The organism is Pseudomonas sp. NPDC086278 (genome assembly GCF_050280905.1).
GTDB lineage: Bacteria > Pseudomonadota > Gammaproteobacteria > Pseudomonadales > Pseudomonadaceae > Aquipseudomonas.
In genome coordinates this window covers 89,250-105,634 of the sequence record NZ_JBNNWE010000007.1, presented here as the reverse complement: position 1 = coordinate 105,634, position 16,385 = coordinate 89,250, and the positions used below count along the sequence as shown (strand labels likewise).

The 16,385-nt window shown below is 61.9% G+C and carries 15 protein-coding genes and 2 pseudogenes; 8 read left to right on the top strand and 9 right to left on the bottom strand.

Annotated features, from left to right (window positions below; translation table 11 throughout):
• The first annotated feature begins 218 nt into the window (after positions 1-218).
• The 4 genes from ACQKP4_RS04215 (at position 219) to codA (ending at position 4,159) form a co-directional block, all read left to right on the top strand.
• Complete coding sequence (locus tag ACQKP4_RS04215; protein WP_427630696.1) at positions 219-1,298, top strand: patatin-like phospholipase family protein; 1,080 nt, start codon at positions 219-221, stop codon at positions 1,296-1,298.
• 86 nt (positions 1,299-1,384) lie between these two features.
• Positions 1,385-1,741, top strand: a complete 357-nt coding sequence (queD, locus tag ACQKP4_RS04210) for a 6-carboxytetrahydropterin synthase QueD (protein ID WP_201190933.1) — start codon at positions 1,385-1,387, stop codon at positions 1,739-1,741.
• 217 nt (positions 1,742-1,958) lie between these two features.
• Positions 1,959-2,774, top strand: a complete 816-nt coding sequence (locus ACQKP4_RS04205) for an alpha/beta fold hydrolase (RefSeq protein ID WP_427630694.1) — start codon at positions 1,959-1,961, stop codon at positions 2,772-2,774.
• Between the two features lie 140 nt (positions 2,775-2,914).
• Positions 2,915-4,159 carry a cytosine deaminase gene (codA, locus tag ACQKP4_RS04200; RefSeq protein WP_427630692.1) on the top strand — a complete coding sequence of 415 codons (1,245 nt, stop codon included), beginning with the start codon at positions 2,915-2,917 and terminating at the stop codon, positions 4,157-4,159.
• 212 nt (positions 4,160-4,371) lie between these two features.
• Here the strand turns inward: codA and ACQKP4_RS04195 are convergent, their stop codons facing one another.
• Complete coding sequence (locus tag ACQKP4_RS04195; protein WP_427630690.1) at positions 4,372-5,151, bottom strand: AraC family transcriptional regulator; 780 nt, start codon at positions 5,149-5,151, stop codon at positions 4,372-4,374.
• A 92-nt stretch (positions 5,152-5,243) separates the two neighbouring features.
• Here ACQKP4_RS04195 and ACQKP4_RS04190 point away from each other — a divergent pair, with 92 nt between their 5' ends.
• The 3 genes from ACQKP4_RS04190 (at position 5,244) to ACQKP4_RS04180 (ending at position 7,230) form a co-directional block, all read left to right on the top strand.
• Complete coding sequence (locus ACQKP4_RS04190) at positions 5,244-5,519, top strand: hypothetical protein (RefSeq protein WP_427630688.1); 276 nt, start codon at positions 5,244-5,246, stop codon at positions 5,517-5,519.
• Positions 5,520-5,630: 111 nt separating this feature from the next.
• Complete coding sequence (locus ACQKP4_RS04185; protein ID WP_427630686.1) at positions 5,631-5,945, top strand: hypothetical protein; 315 nt, start codon at positions 5,631-5,633, stop codon at positions 5,943-5,945.
• A gap of 133 nt (positions 5,946-6,078) precedes the next feature.
• Positions 6,079-7,230, top strand: a complete 1,152-nt coding sequence (locus ACQKP4_RS04180) for an MFS transporter (protein WP_427630684.1) — start codon at positions 6,079-6,081, stop codon at positions 7,228-7,230.
• Positions 7,231-7,355: 125 nt separating this feature from the next.
• Here the strand turns inward: ACQKP4_RS04180 and ACQKP4_RS04175 are convergent.
• The 3 genes and pseudogenes from ACQKP4_RS04175 to ACQKP4_RS04165 all read right to left on the bottom strand — a co-directional run.
• Positions 7,356-7,586, bottom strand: a pseudogene (locus ACQKP4_RS04175) (hypothetical protein); the annotation flags it as partial.
• Positions 7,587-7,625: 39 nt separating this feature from the next.
• On the bottom strand, positions 7,626-8,333 hold the full coding sequence (locus ACQKP4_RS04170; protein WP_427630700.1) for a methyl-accepting chemotaxis protein: 708 nt from the start codon (positions 8,331-8,333) through the stop codon (positions 7,626-7,628).
• Between the two features lie 465 nt (positions 8,334-8,798).
• A pseudogene (locus ACQKP4_RS04165) lies at positions 8,799-9,542 on the bottom strand (cache domain-containing protein); the annotation flags it as partial.
• A 422-nt stretch (positions 9,543-9,964) separates the two neighbouring features.
• Between ACQKP4_RS04165 and ACQKP4_RS04160 the strand changes: the two are divergent.
• The gene (locus ACQKP4_RS04160) at positions 9,965-10,237 is read left to right on the top strand and encodes a DUF2790 domain-containing protein (RefSeq protein ID WP_427630682.1); all 273 of its coding nucleotides are present in this window, start codon (positions 9,965-9,967) and stop codon (positions 10,235-10,237) included.
• 55 nt (positions 10,238-10,292) lie between these two features.
• Here ACQKP4_RS04160 and ACQKP4_RS04155 read toward each other — a convergent pair whose 3' ends face one another.
• The 5 genes from ACQKP4_RS04155 to ACQKP4_RS04135 all read right to left on the bottom strand — a co-directional run bounded on the left by ACQKP4_RS04155 (position 10,293) and on the right by ACQKP4_RS04135 (position 16,357).
• On the bottom strand, positions 10,293-11,222 hold the full coding sequence (locus ACQKP4_RS04155) for a LysR family transcriptional regulator (RefSeq protein ID WP_427630680.1): 930 nt from the start codon (positions 11,220-11,222) through the stop codon (positions 10,293-10,295).
• Between the two features lie 61 nt (positions 11,223-11,283).
• Entirely contained in the window at positions 11,284-12,234 is a 951-nt protein-coding gene (locus ACQKP4_RS04150) for an aldo/keto reductase (RefSeq protein WP_427630678.1), read from the bottom strand.
• Between the two features lie 23 nt (positions 12,235-12,257).
• Positions 12,258-13,730, bottom strand: a complete 1,473-nt coding sequence (locus ACQKP4_RS04145; protein WP_427630676.1) for an efflux transporter outer membrane subunit — start codon at positions 13,728-13,730, stop codon at positions 12,258-12,260.
• Between the two features lie 18 nt (positions 13,731-13,748).
• Entirely contained in the window at positions 13,749-15,221 is a 1,473-nt protein-coding gene (locus ACQKP4_RS04140; RefSeq protein ID WP_427630674.1) for a DHA2 family efflux MFS transporter permease subunit, read from the bottom strand.
• Entirely contained in the window at positions 15,221-16,357 is a 1,137-nt protein-coding gene (locus ACQKP4_RS04135; protein WP_427630672.1) for an HlyD family secretion protein, read from the bottom strand. The genes ACQKP4_RS04140 and ACQKP4_RS04135 overlap by 1 nt, the downstream gene beginning before the upstream one ends.
• Positions 16,358-16,385 lie beyond the last annotated feature (28 nt).

Sequence of the window (16,385 nt, the reverse complement as noted above, 5' to 3'; positions counted from 1 at the left end):
TCCCACACGTGCTTCAAGCACCGCGGACTCACAGCTTGCCATCCACCCCTCTCACCCCAAAGTTTATCCCCTGCCCAAGACACAAGCGGGCTTGCTCGCGAAGGCGGTGTCTCAGCCAAATTGATGTTGACTGAGGCGCCCCCTTCGCGAGCAAGCCCGCTGCCACACTGACCGTGCATGGCTATAATCCGCACGCTTGCCCTTTATCGAGACCCGGTATGACCGCTATCCACATCAAGTTCCCCTCCCTGACCCTCAAGGCCGGCCCGCGTGCCTTCGCGCGCATCCGTGAAAACGGCTTGAGCGCCGCCGACGTCGGCACCCTGCCCGGTGCCGCCGGTGGGCCGAAGGCGTTGGGGATTCAAGGTCTGGACCTGGCGTTGTTCGGCGAATGGCTGCCAACGGCACCGCGCGAGCGTTCGCTGATTGGTGCGTCGGTCGGTTCCTGGCGCTTCGCCAGCGCCTGCTTGCCGGACGCCGCCGAAGGCATCCGCCGGCTCGGTCACCTCTACACCGAGCAGAATTTCGCCAAGGGCGTGACCATGGCGCAGATCAGCCAGAGTTCGCAGCGCATGCTCGATGAACTGCTCGACGGCCGCGACGCGGCGATCCTGAGCAACACGCATTACCGACTGAACATCATGGTGGTCAAAAGCCACGGTTTGCTGGCGGACGACCATCGCGGCCGGCTCGGTTTGGGCCTGTCGTCGGTGATTGCCGACAACCTGCGCGGTCGCGCGCGGCTGTCGCGGCATTTCGAGCGGCTGATCATCCACGACCCGCGCCTGGCGCCGCCGGTCAACGCGCTGACCGATTTCCCGTCGCGCTTCGTCGCGCTGAACGCCGGCAACCTGCGCCAGGCCCTGCTCGCCTCGGGCTCGATTCCGATGGTCATGCAAGGCGTTCGGGATTTGCCCGGGGCCGGTGCGGGGACGTTCCGCGATGGCGGGTTGCTCGACTATCACCTGGACCTGCCTTACAGCGGCGATGACATCGTGCTCTATCCGCATTTCACCGACCGGGTGATTCCCGGCTGGTTCGACAAGACACTACCGTGGCGCCGCGCGTGCTCCGCACGTTTGCAGAATGTCCTGCTGTTGGCGCCGTCGAAGCAATACCTGGCGCGTCTGCCCTACGGCAAACTGCCGGACCGTAACGATTTCAAGCGTTTCATGGGCGATGCGCCGAGCCGCCAGAAATACTGGCGCGCGGCGATGGATGAAAGCCGTCGCCTGGGGGACGAGTTCCTCGAACTGGCCGCCAATGGTCGCCTCGGCGAGCGCTTGCTGACCCTTTAGTCAGTGTTTTGCCCGCCGCTCTGGTAAACTCGCCGCCTGCCCACATCGCCGCGGCGATCGCCACCTGACAGAGCTGAAAAATCACTGTGGAAATCTTCAAGGAATTTACGTTCGAATCCGCCCACCGCCTGCCCCACGTGCCCGATGGTCACAAGTGCGGTCGCTTGCACGGTCACTCGTTCAAAGTGGCGATTCACCTGAGCGGCGACCTCGATCCGCACACTGGCTGGATCCGCGACTTCTCGGAAATCAAGGCGATCTTCAAGCCGCTCTACGAGCGCCTGGACCACAACTACCTGAATGACATTCCCGGTCTGGAAAACCCGACCAGCGAAGTGCTGGCCAAGTGGATCTGGACCGAGTTGAAGCCCCTGCTGCCGGAACTGAGCGCGATCCGCATCCACGAGACCTGCACCAGCGGCTGCATCTACCACGGCGAGTAAGCCAACCCCACAGACAACGCAAAACCAGGGTGGGAGCGGGCTTGCTCGCGAAGAGGGCGTGTCAGGCAACAAAGATGTCAATTGACCCTCCCTCTTCGCGAGCAAGCCCGCTCCCACAAGAGAAATGCGTTTCGTCAGTGATATGGAAAACCACCCTCAGCGGTGGTTTTTTTATGCCTATGCTCTTCTGGCTCGCCCCCGCCAAAAGGACACGCACATGGCTGACTGGCTGCTGGACCGCCAATACCGCTTCAACGGGCACCGCATTCACTACGCCGTCCACGGTGACGGCCCGCCGCTGGTGTTTGTGCATGGCACACCCTTCTCGTCCTTTGTGTGGCACCGGATCGCGCCGCATTTCATCGCCACACACCGCGTGCATTACTACGACCTGCTGGGCTATGGCCAGTCCGAGAAAATCGACGGCGATGTGTCACTGGGCGTGCAGAACGATCTTCTGGCGCATCTGCTCGATCACTGGGGGCTGGAGCGACCAGACGTGGTCGCCCACGATTTTGGCGGCGCCACCGCGTTGCGCGCGCACCTGCTGAACGGCAAGGATTACCGCAGCCTGACACTGATCGATCCGGTGGCGCTGACGCCGTGGGGTTCACCGTTCGTTCAGCATGTGCGCCAGCATCAAGCAGCGTTCAGCGGCGTCCCGGACTACATTCAAAAGGCCATTGTGCCGGCCTATATTCGCGGGGCGATCAAGCGCGACATCTCCGCTGAAGAACTCGCCGCTTATGTACAGCCGTGGCTGGGGGAGCCGGGGCAAGCGGCGTTTTATCGGCAGATCGCGCAGATGGATGAGCGTTATACCCGCGAGGTTGAAGCCCTGTACCAACAGCTCCGTTGCCCGGTACAAATCTTGTGGGGCGAGGATGATCAGTGGATTCCCATCGAACGCGGGCGGGCGCTGCATGAGCTGATGCCGGGGTCGCAGTTTCACCCGATTGCCAATGCCGGGCATCTGGTTCAGGAAGATGCGCCCGAGGCGATTGTCGCGGCGTTGCTGAGGTTTTTGCTTTGAAGCAAAACCCGTAAACCCGATCCACTGCGGACGTGTCGGCGCTCGTCATCTGCCACTGGCAAGGATTGCCACTGCCGCGCTAACGTAGAGTCATCGCTCCAAAACGCCCCCGCTCCGTTACAAAACCAAAGGATCGCCTGATGCACATCATCAACGCCCGCCTGCGCAACCAAGAAGGCCTGCATGAGTTGCACCTGGAAAACGGCCTGATCAGCAACATCGCCCGTCAGACCGAAGCCCCGACCCTGGGCCCCAAAGACCTCGACGCCGGCGGCAATCTGGTGGTGCCGCCCTTCGTCGAGCCGCATATCCACCTCGACGCCACGCTGACCGCTGGCGAGCCGCGCTGGAACATGAGCGGCACGCTGTTCGAAGGCATCGAATGCTGGGGCGAGCGCAAGGCGACGATCACCGAAGAAGACACCAAGACCCGCGCCAAAAAAACCATCCGGACCCTCGCCGCCCACGGCATCCAGCACGTACGCACCCACGTCGACGTCACCGACCCGCAACTCACCGCGCTGAAGGCCATGCTGGAGGTACGCGAGGAAAGCCGTCACCTGATCGATATGCAGATCGTCGCGTTCCCGCAGGAAGGCATCGAGTCGTATCGCAACGGTCGTGAGCTGATGGAGGAAGCGCTGCGCATGGGCGCCGATGTGGTGGGCGGCATTCCGCACTTCGAATACACCCGCGACCAGGGCGTCAGTTCGGTGAAGTACCTGATGGACCTCGCCGAACGTACCGGTTGCCTGGTGGACGTGCATTGCGACGAAACCGACGACCCGCACTCGCGCTTTCTGGAAGTGCTGGCGGAGGAAGCGCGCAGCCGCGACATGGGGTCGCGCGTCACCGCCAGCCACACCACGGCGATGGGTTCTTACGACAACGCTTACTGCGCCAAACTGTTTCGCCTGCTCGGGCACTCGGGCATCAGTTTTGTCTCCTGCCCGACCGAAAGCATTCACCTGCAAGGGCGCTTCGACAATTTCCCGAAACGCCGGGGCGTGACGCGAGTGAACGAGTTGCTGGAAGCGGGGATGAACGTGTGTTTTGGCCAGGATTCGATCGTCGACCCGTGGTATCCGCTGGGCAACGGCAACATCTTGCGGGTGCTCGAAGCCGGTCTGCACATTTGCCACATGCTCGGCTATCGCAACCTGCAAAGTGCGCTGGACCTGGTCACCGATAACAGCGCCAAAGCGATGAACCTCGGCGACCGCTACGGGCTGGAGCGCGGACGGCCGGCGAATTTGCTGATTCTGTCGGCGGACAGTGACTACGAGGTCATTCGCAGTCAGGGCTTGCCGCTGTATTCGGTGCGCAATGGCAAGGTGCTGATGAAGCGGACGATGCCGGTGGTGGAGTTCAGTGAGCTGGGCTGAGATCCAGGTTTAACGGGATGTCCCCTTCGCGAGCAAGCCCGCTCCCACAGGTTGACCGCGTTTTCTGATGGCGCGTGGTTAACCTGTGGGAGCGGGCTTGCTCGCGAAAGCAATCTCGAAATCCCCCATCAACCGCGCCGTACCAAACAGCCTGTCCCGCCACGCCGCACACGCCACCGCACTGGCGCTGAATGGGGCGCGTACTTCAGGCGTCAACGTCCGGCGAGGAAATACCGTCCCGGCGTCACGCCAAACGCGCGACGGAACATGGCAATGAACGCGCTGACATTTTCGTAGCCAAGGTCCAGCGCGATCGTCGTCACCGGCACGTCGGCGGCGAGTAATTCCAGGGCCCGCAGCAGGCGTGCGCGCTGACGCCATTGACTGAAGGAGAATCCCGTTTCACTGACGAAACGCCGGGCCAGGGTTCGCGCGGACACACCGCCCCAGTGCGCCCACTGCGCGAGCGAGCGGGTGTCGGCGAGGTGGTCGGCCAGCGCCGCAGTAATGCGGCGCAAGCGCGGATCGAGCGGCAGTGGCAGACCGAAGGGCTCGGTGGGCAACGCAGCGATTTCATCGAGAATCAGTTGGGCGATCCGCGCTTGTCGCTCGTCAAGGGTCTGCCCGCTCCAGGTCGCGGCGCGGTCGACAGCCTCGCGCAGCAAGCCCGAGGTCGCGATGACGCAAGGCTGCTCGGGCAAACCGACACAGGCCGGCGCCGCCACGTAGACACTCCAGCCGTGGAACGGACCGTGGGAGCGCAAGCCGTGCAGGCAGTCGGGCGGAATCCACACCGCGTGGGTGGCGGGCACGACCCAGTGGTGAGCCGCCGCCTCTACCGACAACAGCCCTTGCCGAGCCCCCAGTAATTGCCCGCGACCATGGCGGTGCGCTGCACGGGTCCGCGCAACGCTGCTGTTCTGGATGGCGACAATCACTACTGGCCCCGTGGCCGCTTGCGCTTGTTCAGTCGATATCAACGGTTTTGTCATTGGCAGTTTCACAGTATCGAATGACCTGGATAGCGCAGTTTAGCCATCAACTGCGCTTTAGTCTGGGCACTCATTTCACTGGAGTCTCAACCATGCGCGCCGAAGACCTGCTTCCCGACCATCTCGACCACGGCCCATTCAATGGCACTACCGTGCGTAAAGGTACGGTCGGGGCCTTTCTGATCAATGCCCGAATGTTGATCGATCCCTGCACGCCCGAGAGTCAACGCGCTGTCGCGACCCTGGACATCCTGCAGGCGTTGCCGGCCCTGCGGGCGCTGGGACTGTTCGACCTGATGGAGGTGCGTGACCCCGTTATTCGGGCGTTATGCGAACGGGGGCAAAACCCGCAAGATATTCAGTTATAAAACTCACGACTGTTATTTCAAAAAAAATTGCAAAACTGTCATTTTTGACAGCAGACAAGTCTTCGAGCACCGCCCAGAGTGAAACTCCTGAATCGCGTTCGGAGGCAGGTCATGAAACGGACCTCCCTGCTGACTTTGCTGGTTGCCCTGGCACTGTGCTGCGCAGCCATCACCGAACAAAACATCACGCCGCGCAAGGCTGACGCGGACGAAAGTCGGTCAAGAACCGCAGATGCAACGACGGTCGACGCGCTGGTGACAAACCATGAGCCACTGTTCCTCAGAGACCGCAACAAAGGGCCTCAGTCGTGCCGCTCCTGCGATGGAAGCAACGCCATGGGGGATGGCAACGCCAGGCTGAATACCGGCAGTGCGCGTGTATTCGAAACCTTCAATGCTGAATGGATCAATCTGCGCGAGCAGTGAGGCGCCCGGCGAGACGTATCTGGGGCACTCGGTTCCAGCGCGGTGAAAAATCGTCAAGGTCGCGGGACGCTGCCTGATATGCAAGGATGTTGCCCAGCCTTCTGTCAGCAACCCGCAACGCCAAGGATTTTTCATGACTGCCCTCAACACTTCAGTGCCTGTCGTCCCCGGCCGGCTGGAGCAGATGTCCACCCGCATCGCCTTCTTCATCGCCGGTTTAGGCATCGCCGCCTGGGCGCCGCTGGTGCCTTACGCCAAGGCCCGCGCCGGGCTGGCTGAAGGGACACTCGGTTTGTTGCTGTTGAGCCTCGGCATCGGCTCAATCCTGGCGATGCCGGTGGCCGGGATACTGGCCTCGCGGTTCGGTTGCAGGCGGGTGACGGTCGGCGGCACCTTGCTGATTTGTGCGGCGTTGCCGTTGCTGGCGACGGTGTCGTCGGTGCCGGCGTTGATCGCCACGTTGTTCATCTTCGGTGCCGGGCTTGGCACGGTCGATTCGACGGTGAACCTGCAAGCGGTGATCGTCGAGCGCGCCAGCGGCAAGAACATGATGTCGGGGTTTCATGGCTTGTTCAGCCTGGGCGGGATCGTCGGCGCGGCGGGCGTCAGTGCCTTGCTCGGGCTGGGGCTTTCGCCGTTGGGCGCGATGCTGGTGGTGGTTGTGGTGCTGATGCTGGCCTTGCTCAAAGCCACTCCGCACCTGTTGCCCTATGGTCGTGAAAGCAGCGGCCCGGCATTCGCCGTGCCGCATGGCATCGTGCTGTTTATTGGCGGCATGTGCTGCATCGTGTTCCTGGCCGAAGGCGCGGCGCTCGACTGGAGCGCAGTGTTTCTGGCGCAGGAACGCGGGATGGATACCGCGTACGCAGGCCTGGGTTACGCCGCGTTTGCACTGACCATGACCATCGGACGCTTGACCGGCGACCGGATTGTCCGGCGCCTGGGTTCTACGAGGGTGATTGTGTATGGCGGCTTGACGGCCGCTGGGGGCCTGATGCTGGCGACACTGGCCCCGGCGTGGGAAGCGGCGCTGCTCGGCTATGCATTGCTCGGGGTCGGCTGCTCGAACATTGTCCCGGTGCTGTACACCGCCGTCGGCAATCAGACAGTCATGCCCGAACACATCGCCGTGCCGGCCGTCACCACGATGGGCTATGCGGGGATTCTCGCGGGGCCGGCGGTAATCGGCTTTATCGCCCATGGCAGCAGTTTGAGTTTTGCGTTCGGGTTGATGGCGCTATTGCTGGTGGCCGTGGCCATCGGCGGCAAAGTGTTGAAGGTTTAAATTGTGGCGAGGGGGCTCGCCCCCGTTGGGCTGCGTAGCGGCCCCAAAAGAATCTGGCAACAACGCAGAGTATGCGACTGCTGCGCAGCCGAACGGGGCAAGCCCCCTCGCCACAGGTCTGTCTCACCCAGCTTCAGATTCGACAGCTGCGGCCCGAAGTCATACCCGCTGCGCACGTTCCAGGTCACGTAACCCGGAACGTCGCCGTACTGCGCGTCCGCCGAACCCTCAGTGATGTAGTTGCCGTTGAAGCTGCCATCGGCATTCACGCCCGTGCCCGGTGAACGTTGCCTGGACTGGGCGAACGCATCGAGGTTGTAAGTCCAGCGGTTGATGCCGTAACGCAGCCCGGCGCTGGTCCGTCCAGTCGCCAGTGGTGGGGTGTATGCCTGCGTCTACTGGGTTGCGCCCTTGCGACTCAAGGCACCCAGCCGGGTCGAAACAGACTGCATGTCCTGACCCAATTGGCGCAGCACACTGGCATCGCGCGCGCCGTCCTCGCTGGCGGTATGGATACGCACCGCCAGCTCGTTGATCTCGTGGGTCACATGGCTTTGCTGCTGCGCCGCGACAGCAATCTGACTGGCGCGCTGGACGATGTCATCAAAACTGTTGACGGTCGTGCCGAGCGTGGCGGAAACGATCAATGCCTCCTGTACCGATTCGAGCGTGCGTTGCGCGCCATTTTGCATGGTCGTCACCGCATTCTTCGACTCGTGCCGCAAATGGCTGATCATGTCCTGGATTTCATTGGCAGAGTTCTCGGTGCGACCGGCCAGGATGCGCACTTCATCGGCGACGACCGCAAAGCCTCGACCTTGCTCACCGGCGCGGGCGGCTTCAATCGCGGCGTTCAGCGCCAGCAAGTTGGTCTGCTGAGAAATCGACTTGATCACCTCCAAGACCCCGCCGACCTTTTCGATATCGCCACCCAACCGGGTAATCGCTTCCGCCGCGCCGGCGATGTCACCTGCCAGCCCCTCGATGGACTGACTGTTGCGGTTGACCTGCTCTCGCCCTTTTTGCGCCTCGTCCAGCGACAGGCGCGCGGTACCCGAGCAGTCGGTGGTATTGCGCGCCACCTCGCCCGCACTGGCGGCCATCTCGGTCACGGCCGTGGCGAGCAAGGCATTGTCTTCACGTTGCGTTTCCGCACGTTCAGCCAGGCGACTAGACAGCGTCGCCAGCTCGTTGGCCTGGCGCTCCAGAGACTCCGACTCATCCGATATGCGCCGCAGCATCTGGCGAAGCGACCGGGTGTAGCTGTTGACCGCGCCACGCAGATCGCCAATTTCATCGCCACGACGGATCTCAAGCTCCGCGCTGATCTGCCCCTCGCTCCCCAGGCGTTCGATTTGCGTGGTGGTCTCCTGCAACTGGTCAATCAGGCGCTTACCGGCCAACCAGGCCAGGCCGAGCAGAATGGCCAATAGCGGCAACAGCCAAAACAGAATCTGCGCCGTCAGTTGATTGGCCAGGCCAACCACACGATCCTCCGGCGTGACCAGTGCCACACGCCACCCCGTTCCTTCCATGGTTTCCAGCGTGACATAGGCCGGCCCATTGAGGCGGGCGTCGTGCGGCAGAAAGAGCGTGACCGGTGCGGTCGATTTGTTCGCCAGCGCGGCAGAAATCGGCTGCAGCCAAGGATTGTCCTGCAGCAAACCGGCCACCGTCGGCAAGCCTTTGGTGCTGTTCGCATCGGGGAAATAAAGCAGGTTGCCCGCCTGGTCGACCGCGAAGGCATAGCCACCGGTCACGTTGCCCTTGGCTTTGAGAAACGCGGCCAGGCCATCGAGCTTCAGGTCGATGGTCGCGACACCGGCAAAAGCGCCCTGGGCGCGATAAGGAACGCTGCAGGTGGTCATGGCCACGCCGCTGACGGGGTCCTGATAGACATCCGACCAGACGCAATGCCCCAGGGGCGCAGTCTTGCCGCTCACGTACCAGGATTCCGCGTGATAAGGCGCGGTCTGAGCGGCGTTGTATTCGTCGGAATAATCGAGTGTGTTGCTCGCATTGCGCGACCAGAAGAAGCTGCGGCGCTCAATGCCGGGGCCAAACGCATTGGGTTCAGGCCACAAGCCCCCGCCAGCGATGGCCGCGTCGCCCTGGCTGTCGATGATATGAGGGAAATTGGCCTTCACCAGGCTTTCATCGTGCGGCAGCGTTTCAGCCAGATGGGCCATCGCCACCGTGGTGCCTTCAATGCGGTTCAGCTGCGACACCAACTGGCGAGAAATCGCACTGGCCGACTGTTCTGCCGCCTCGGTGCCAGTCGCTATCAGCTCGGGTTTCCCGCCTAGCGTCATCACGGAAAAAATGGCCAGCGCTGTCAATGTCAACAGGCACAGAATGCCCAGTGTCATTCTTCCGGCGATGCGGCTAGGCAAGATAGACATGAGCAGACCCATTATTGAATTCGGTGATCTGAATATCGGCCAGCCAGCGCTTTTCTTGAGTCGTACCAAGGTGACGAGCGACGGACAACCTGCGTACCGCGCGCTCGATTACGAGTCAATTCACGCAAATGCCTGCGCAAGACATCGCGCTTGAACACGGCATGAGTGATTGAGCCGGGTGCAAGCCCTTGATTCATGCAGAATTTGTCAACAGTGTTTGTCCAGCCGGACGCTATTTGAGCCCCCGTCAAACCCCTAGCATCGTCTCTACCGAATGAGCAAAGCGTCACGGGCTCACACGGCAAACCCCACACAACGAGACGGTGAACACCATGAAAACCTTAACCATTGCGCTGCTTCTGACCCTGGGCGGCATTGCCGCACCCGCCTTCGCCGACGACGGTGACTCAGCGACCGAAGCCAGTCAGGCACCGGTTGAAAGCTACGCCTACGGGAAAACTCTCGACATCCGCACAGTCATTGCCGTGTCGGACATCGCCAACGAATGCGGCCCGGTTCCCGCCCGGATGACTTACGAGGATTCCAACGGTCAACGCCACATCCTCCAATACCAGGTCATGGGCACCGGTTGTTCAAATGGTTGAAACCTGGCAAGCCGATGGAGGGTCGACACTCCATCACGTTTGAACCGCTGTTTTTTTACGCTGAGCCGACGACTGTTTCATCGGACGCCAACACCCCCGGAATGGACTGTTTGAGAAATTCCACCCAGGTTTTTATTTTTGCGTCGACGAATTTTCGCGACGGGTAGATCGCGTACAAATTCAGTTCCTCAAGATGATGCTCGGGCAACACCCGCAGCAAGGTGCCGTTTCTGAGCCCCTCGACCGCTGACGCTATCGGTTGAATGCCGATGCCCATGCCATTTTTTATCGCCACGGTCATGCCGTCGGCGGTGTTGATATGGAACGGCGACGACGCAATAGTGACCGTCTCCACGCCTTGCGGCCCCTCCAGCACCCAGTTTTCCACCGGCATCACCGTGTTGACGATTTTCAGACAGTCATGTCCAGCCAGTGCCCCCGGAGAGTCGGGGTGTCCGCGTTTGTGCAAATACGCCGGCGACGCACAAAGAATGCTGTAGGTGATGCCCAACCGTTGCGCGACAAACCCCGAATCGGGCAAGTCGCGGGCCAGCACAATCGACATGTCATAGCCCTCCTCGAGCAAATCCGGCAGCCGGTTGGTCAGCGTCAAATCAAACATCACCGACGGATGCACTTCGCGGTATTGAGCAATCGCGTCAATCACGTAATGGTTGCCGACGGCAGACATCGCGTGGATTTTCAGCCGGCCCACCGGTTGGGTCTGCGCGGTGCCCGCCTCTTCGTCAGCCTCACGGATATCCTCAAGAATCCGCTCGCTTCGCTCCAGGTAACGCAGGCCCGCCTCGGTCAACGCCAGGCGCCGGGTGGTGCGGTTGATCAGGCGCGTGTGCAACCGCGCTTCCAGGCTGGAGACCGCTTTCGACACATTGGTTGTCGTGGTGTCCAACAGCTCGGCCGCTGCGGTAAAACTGCCGCTTTGCGCCACGGCGACAAAGCAGCGCAGGGTCTGCAAAACATCCATCGTGCTCACCTCTGGGCGATAAAAAAGGGCGATCAACCATAGACCGCCCCCGGGTCGAAGTTTACGGCTTGCGCGCAATGAACCCCGGCACGCCGGTTTCAACCACCGAGTTGAAGCGAATCCGGGTGGCAATCTCGTGCTGAATCTCCACCATGGCCCGTTGCGGCAAGGTCGAAATATCAATGTTTTCGCGGATATGACTCGGTGTAGCAGACGTCGTCAGAAAAGCGACCCCGCGCTGTACCGACCAGGCCAGCGCGACTTGCGCGGGGGTTTTCCGCAAGCGCCGGGCGATCTGGGTGATCACCGGTTCTTCGAGCACATTCGGCTGCATGCCGTGGCCCAGCGGGGCGAACGCAAGGACCACAATCCCCTGCTGCTTGCAGAACTCCAGCAGCTCCCATTCCGGCAAATAAGGGTGGGACTCGACTTGCACGACCGCAGGTTTTATCCGTGCCACTTCGACAATTTTCTGCAGCTTTTCAAGGGTAATATCCGACAAGCCGATGGCCTTGCAGCGGCCCTCGTCCACCAGCCGCTCCAGTGCCTGCCACGTCTCGATCAACGTGACACCGTCGTCGTAGATGACGCGGCCCTCGGCGTCTCGCGGGTCCTGGTTGTCGCCGGGTTGAAAAGCGAACGGCGTGTGGATCAGGTAGCAGTCGATGTAATCCACCTGAAGCCGACGGCAACTGGCCTCGAAGGCAGGCAACACGCGCTCGGGACGGTGGTTGGTGTTCCACAGTTTGGTGGTGATGAACAGGTCTTCGCGGCGCAGCGTTCCCGCGTCCAGCACGTCCTTGAAGGCAACGCCCACCTGCTCTTCATTGCGATAGCGCTCGGCGCAATCGAAGTGGCGGAAGCCGGCGTCCAGCGCGTCCTTGACCGCTTGGGTGGTGACGCTGAGGTCGCGAAACAGCGTGCCGAAACCCACGGCCGGCAGCGCGCCCGAGCCGTGGATCAGCGGGAATTTGGTTTCGCGAAGGTCATCGTGAAATTGTTCGTACGTCATCGCTCTACTCCAGTGCTCGAGGGTTATTGATACGCAGGTTTCTGAACGTCGCGGCTGGCAACACGCTGCTCGGACGCGCCGACGGCGTTGCCACCCAGCGCCACGTACAGCCGCACCGTGTCGAGGTACTGATCGGTCTTCACGCGGATATGCCCCAGCAACGCCTGCTCGTAGGCACGCTCCGCTTCCAGCACCTGAAGCAGGCTGTTTTCACCTTGGGCGTAGGCTTGCTGGTTCAAACGCAAACTGGTGTCGGCCGCGCGCAACGCATCTTCCTGCGCGAGGGCTTGCTCGGCGTCATGGTTGATCGCTTGCAACGAATCGGCGACCTGGCCGAACGATTGAATGAGCGTCTGCTGATAACCGGCGAGTGTCGCGTTGTAACCTTCGACGGCAGCCTGACGTTCAGCCTTCAGCGTGCCGCCATCGAAGATCGGCCCCGCCAGCCCTGCCGCCAACCCCCACAGCGCCGCACCGCCATTGCCGGACGCCGCCTGCGCCAGCGACGCCGACAGCGTGACGTGCGGGTAAAGATTGGCGGTGGCGACGCCAACGGCAGCGCTGGCCATGTGCAGCTGCGCTTCGGCTTGCAACACGTCGGGCCGGCCATGGGCCAGTTCCGACGGCACGCTGACCGGCACGTTGGACGGCAACACGAACTCGGCAAAATCGAAGTCCGGCGCGCTCCAGTCACCGGGGCCTTTGCCCGTGAGAATCGACAGCGCATGCCGTGCCGAATCACGCTGTTGCGCAAGCGGCGGCAGCAATGTGCGGTCCTGCGCGAGCCGCGTCTCGGCCAGCGATACGTCGATCTGCGTGGTGCTGCCATTGCTGTGCGCCATGCGCACGAGGTCGAGGTTCTGCGTGTCGTTGGCCAGCAGCTTTTCCACCGCCGCGATCTGCGCGTTGGCCGACGCCACCAGCAACGCCTGACGGGCGACATTGCCGGTCAACGTCAGGTACGCAGCGTCATAGCGATGTTTTTGCAAGGTGCTAAAGGCTTGCTGCTGTTCGACCAGGCGCTGGTTGCCGCCGAATGCATCCAGGTCAAAACCGACAGTCGGCCCGATGGCATAGAAGTTGGAGACGGCAGGTTCTTTGCCGCTGTGCGTGCGTTGACGACCGGCCTGGGCGCCAAAATCGACCTGCGGATACAGCGCACCTTCCGCCGCCGCGACCGAGGAAGCGGCTTGGCGAATGGTCGCGTCGGCAGCCACCAATTCAAGGTTGCCCTCGATGGCACGGCGCACCACGCTGTCGAGTTTGTGCGACTGGAACGCCGTCCACCAATCACCGCGAACCTTTTTGCCGAGGTCGATATTGCCGTTCTGGCCGAGACGCTGTTCGGCCTGTTGATCGTAGTGCTGCGACCGGCTCGGCGGCGGCATTTTATAGTCGGGGCCGACGGTGCAAGCGCTCAGCAGTACCAGGGCCGACGCCGCACCGAATGCAGTCTTGAGCCGTTGTCTGTTGATGAAGCGCGCAGGGGATTTCATGGGCAAACTCCTCGAAAACTAGCGGACCGCAACGGGCTTGCGAAGAAAGACAACCAGTGGACTCACCACCAGCATGGCGAACAGCAGAATCTTGAATTGGTCGACCACCGCGATAAAAGCCGCTTGGCCCGTGATCATTTCGTTGAGCCCCGCCAGGGCTTGCAGCGACATCGGCGCCGCGCTGTAAGGCGTGATGTGGCTGGCCAGCGCCTGGTGCATCGCTTGCGTGTTGTTGAAGAAAAACAACTGCACAATCGCCACGCCCAGGGTGCTGCCGTAGACCCGGGACAGATTGAACAGGCCGGTGCCTTCCGCGCGTAATAGCGGGTCGAGCGTGCTGAACGCGACCTTGGTCAGCGACGGCATCAGGATGCCGATGCCAATGCCCTGAATCGCACCGGCCACCGCCACCGGCGACCCGTCCATCAACGGCGAATAGCCGAGCATCAGCCAGTTGGCGTAAATCACCACCACCACGCTGGCCGCGACGAACCAGCGACGGTCGAAGCGCTCAGGCACACGGCCCATCAACAGGAACGCGCCGACCAGCCCGACGCCACGCGGGATCGTCAGGGAGCCGGTGATATCCGGCGGATAACCGAGAATTTCGTCGAGCATTGGCGAGGTCAGGGCCATGGTCGACAACAGCACGAACCCCACGGCGAAGAAAATGACCGTCGACAGCACGAAGTTGCGGTCCTTGAACAAGCGCTTATTGAGGAAATGCGATTTGGAGGTCAGCACGTGCACGGCGAACCAATAAAAACCCAGTGCGCAGCCGATGGCTTCCAGCCAGATTTCGGTCGAGGCGAACCAGTCCAGGCGCTGACCACGGTCGAGCAGCATTTGCAGGCTGATCAACCCCAGCGTGAAGCTGCCGAAGCCGAAGAAGTCGAACGACGGCCGCTTTTCGGCTTTCTTCTCGGCCAGCAACAGCGCCATCACCAGCAAGATGAACGCCGACAGCGGCAGGCTGAGGTAGAAGATCGGGCGCCAGCCGAAATGCTCGCCGACCCAACCGCCGATGCTCGGGCCACTGACGATGCCGAACAGCACGACGGCGGTCCAGGTCGCGCCAAACTTCGCGCGTTGTTCCAATGCCAAGGTCTCCAGCGCAATCGCCATCGACAGCGGCGCCAACACCCCGCTCGCCAGCCCTTGAACGATGCGCGCGCCGACGAATTGCAGCGGCGTCGTGGCCTCGGTCGCCAGCAGCAAACCGAGGACGAACACGGCCAGCGCAGCCAGATAAACCCGCTTCAAGCCGAAGCTGCCGGCCAGCCATTGCGCAATCGGCATCGTGATAGCGCTCGCCGCGAGGTAAGCGGTGAAAATCCAGCCGGCCTGATCGTCAGTCATCGACAGGCTGCCCTGGATGAGCCGGAGCACCGCATTGGGCAACGGCAAATTCGTTGACTGCATGTAGGTCGCGAGCAACGCGGCGAACCTTAACGTCCCCGGACCTTGAGGCCCGGCAAGGGTCGCGTTCATCAGGAGTTACCTGCGGTCAACAGCGCTTTGAGCGGGTGCCACCACGGCGTGCGGTAACCGGTATCGACCTTGACCGTGGCGCTGGTGCCCGAGAACAGCGGCAGCGCCGGATCGCTCTCGTCCAGCTCGAGCCGCACCGGCACGCGCTGCACCACTTTGACCCAATTACCGGTGGCGTTTTCCGGCGGCAGCAAGGCGAAGTCCGAGCCGGCGCCGGGGCTCATGCTGGTGACGTGGGCCTTGAACAGGTGATCGGGGTAGGTGTCGATGCTGACCGTGGCTTGCTGGCCGGGGCGCATGTGGGTGACGTCGGTTTCGCGGAAATTGGCCTCGACCCAGATCTCCCGGGCAGACAACAGCGCAAAGGCTGGCGCGCCGCTGTTGACGTAGTTGCCGACCTGCAAATCGTCGACCTTGGCGACGATGCCGTCGTCCGGCGCATACACGGTCGTATACGACAGGTAGAGCTGCGCTTCATCGAGTTGCGCCCTGGCTTCGCGGACTGTCGGGTGGGTGTCGGCTTCAATATCGGGATTGCCGTTCAAGGCAACGACGGTGCTGGCGATCTGTTGTTCGATCGATGCGATGTGCTGCCGTGCCACTTTGAGATCGGTGTCGGCACGCTCGTAAATCGCTCGCGACACAAACTCGGTCGCTACCAGTGCCTTCTTGCGGGCAAACTCGCGCTGGGCGAAATCGGCGGACTCCTTGGCCGATTGCAGTTCGGCCTGCTGCTGGCGGTAGCTGGCCTTGAGGCCATCGATCCGCAGGCGCGCCACGCTCAGTTGTGCTTCGGCGCGGTTGACGGCGATCTGCAACGGTTTTGGGTCGATGCGAAACAGCATCTGCCCCTTGTGGACTGGCTGATTGTCCTCGACCGCGATCTCGACCACTTGCCCGGAAATCCGCGCGTTGATCGATGCCTTGGCCACTCGGGCGTAGGCGTTATCGGTGGAGATGATCGCCGCGCCCGCCTGATAACGGGCGTAGCCGAGCACGGCGAAAATCAGCGGCAAACCGACAATCAGCAGAGGCCGCAGTGTCTGTTTGAAGGTTTTTTTGACAGGGGCAGTTACCGGGTTTGGCCCAGGGTGCTCGAAGGTCTGCGAAGCCGGGATGTCGAACTGTTGAGTCATGATCGAATACACCTTTAGCCGGGACATC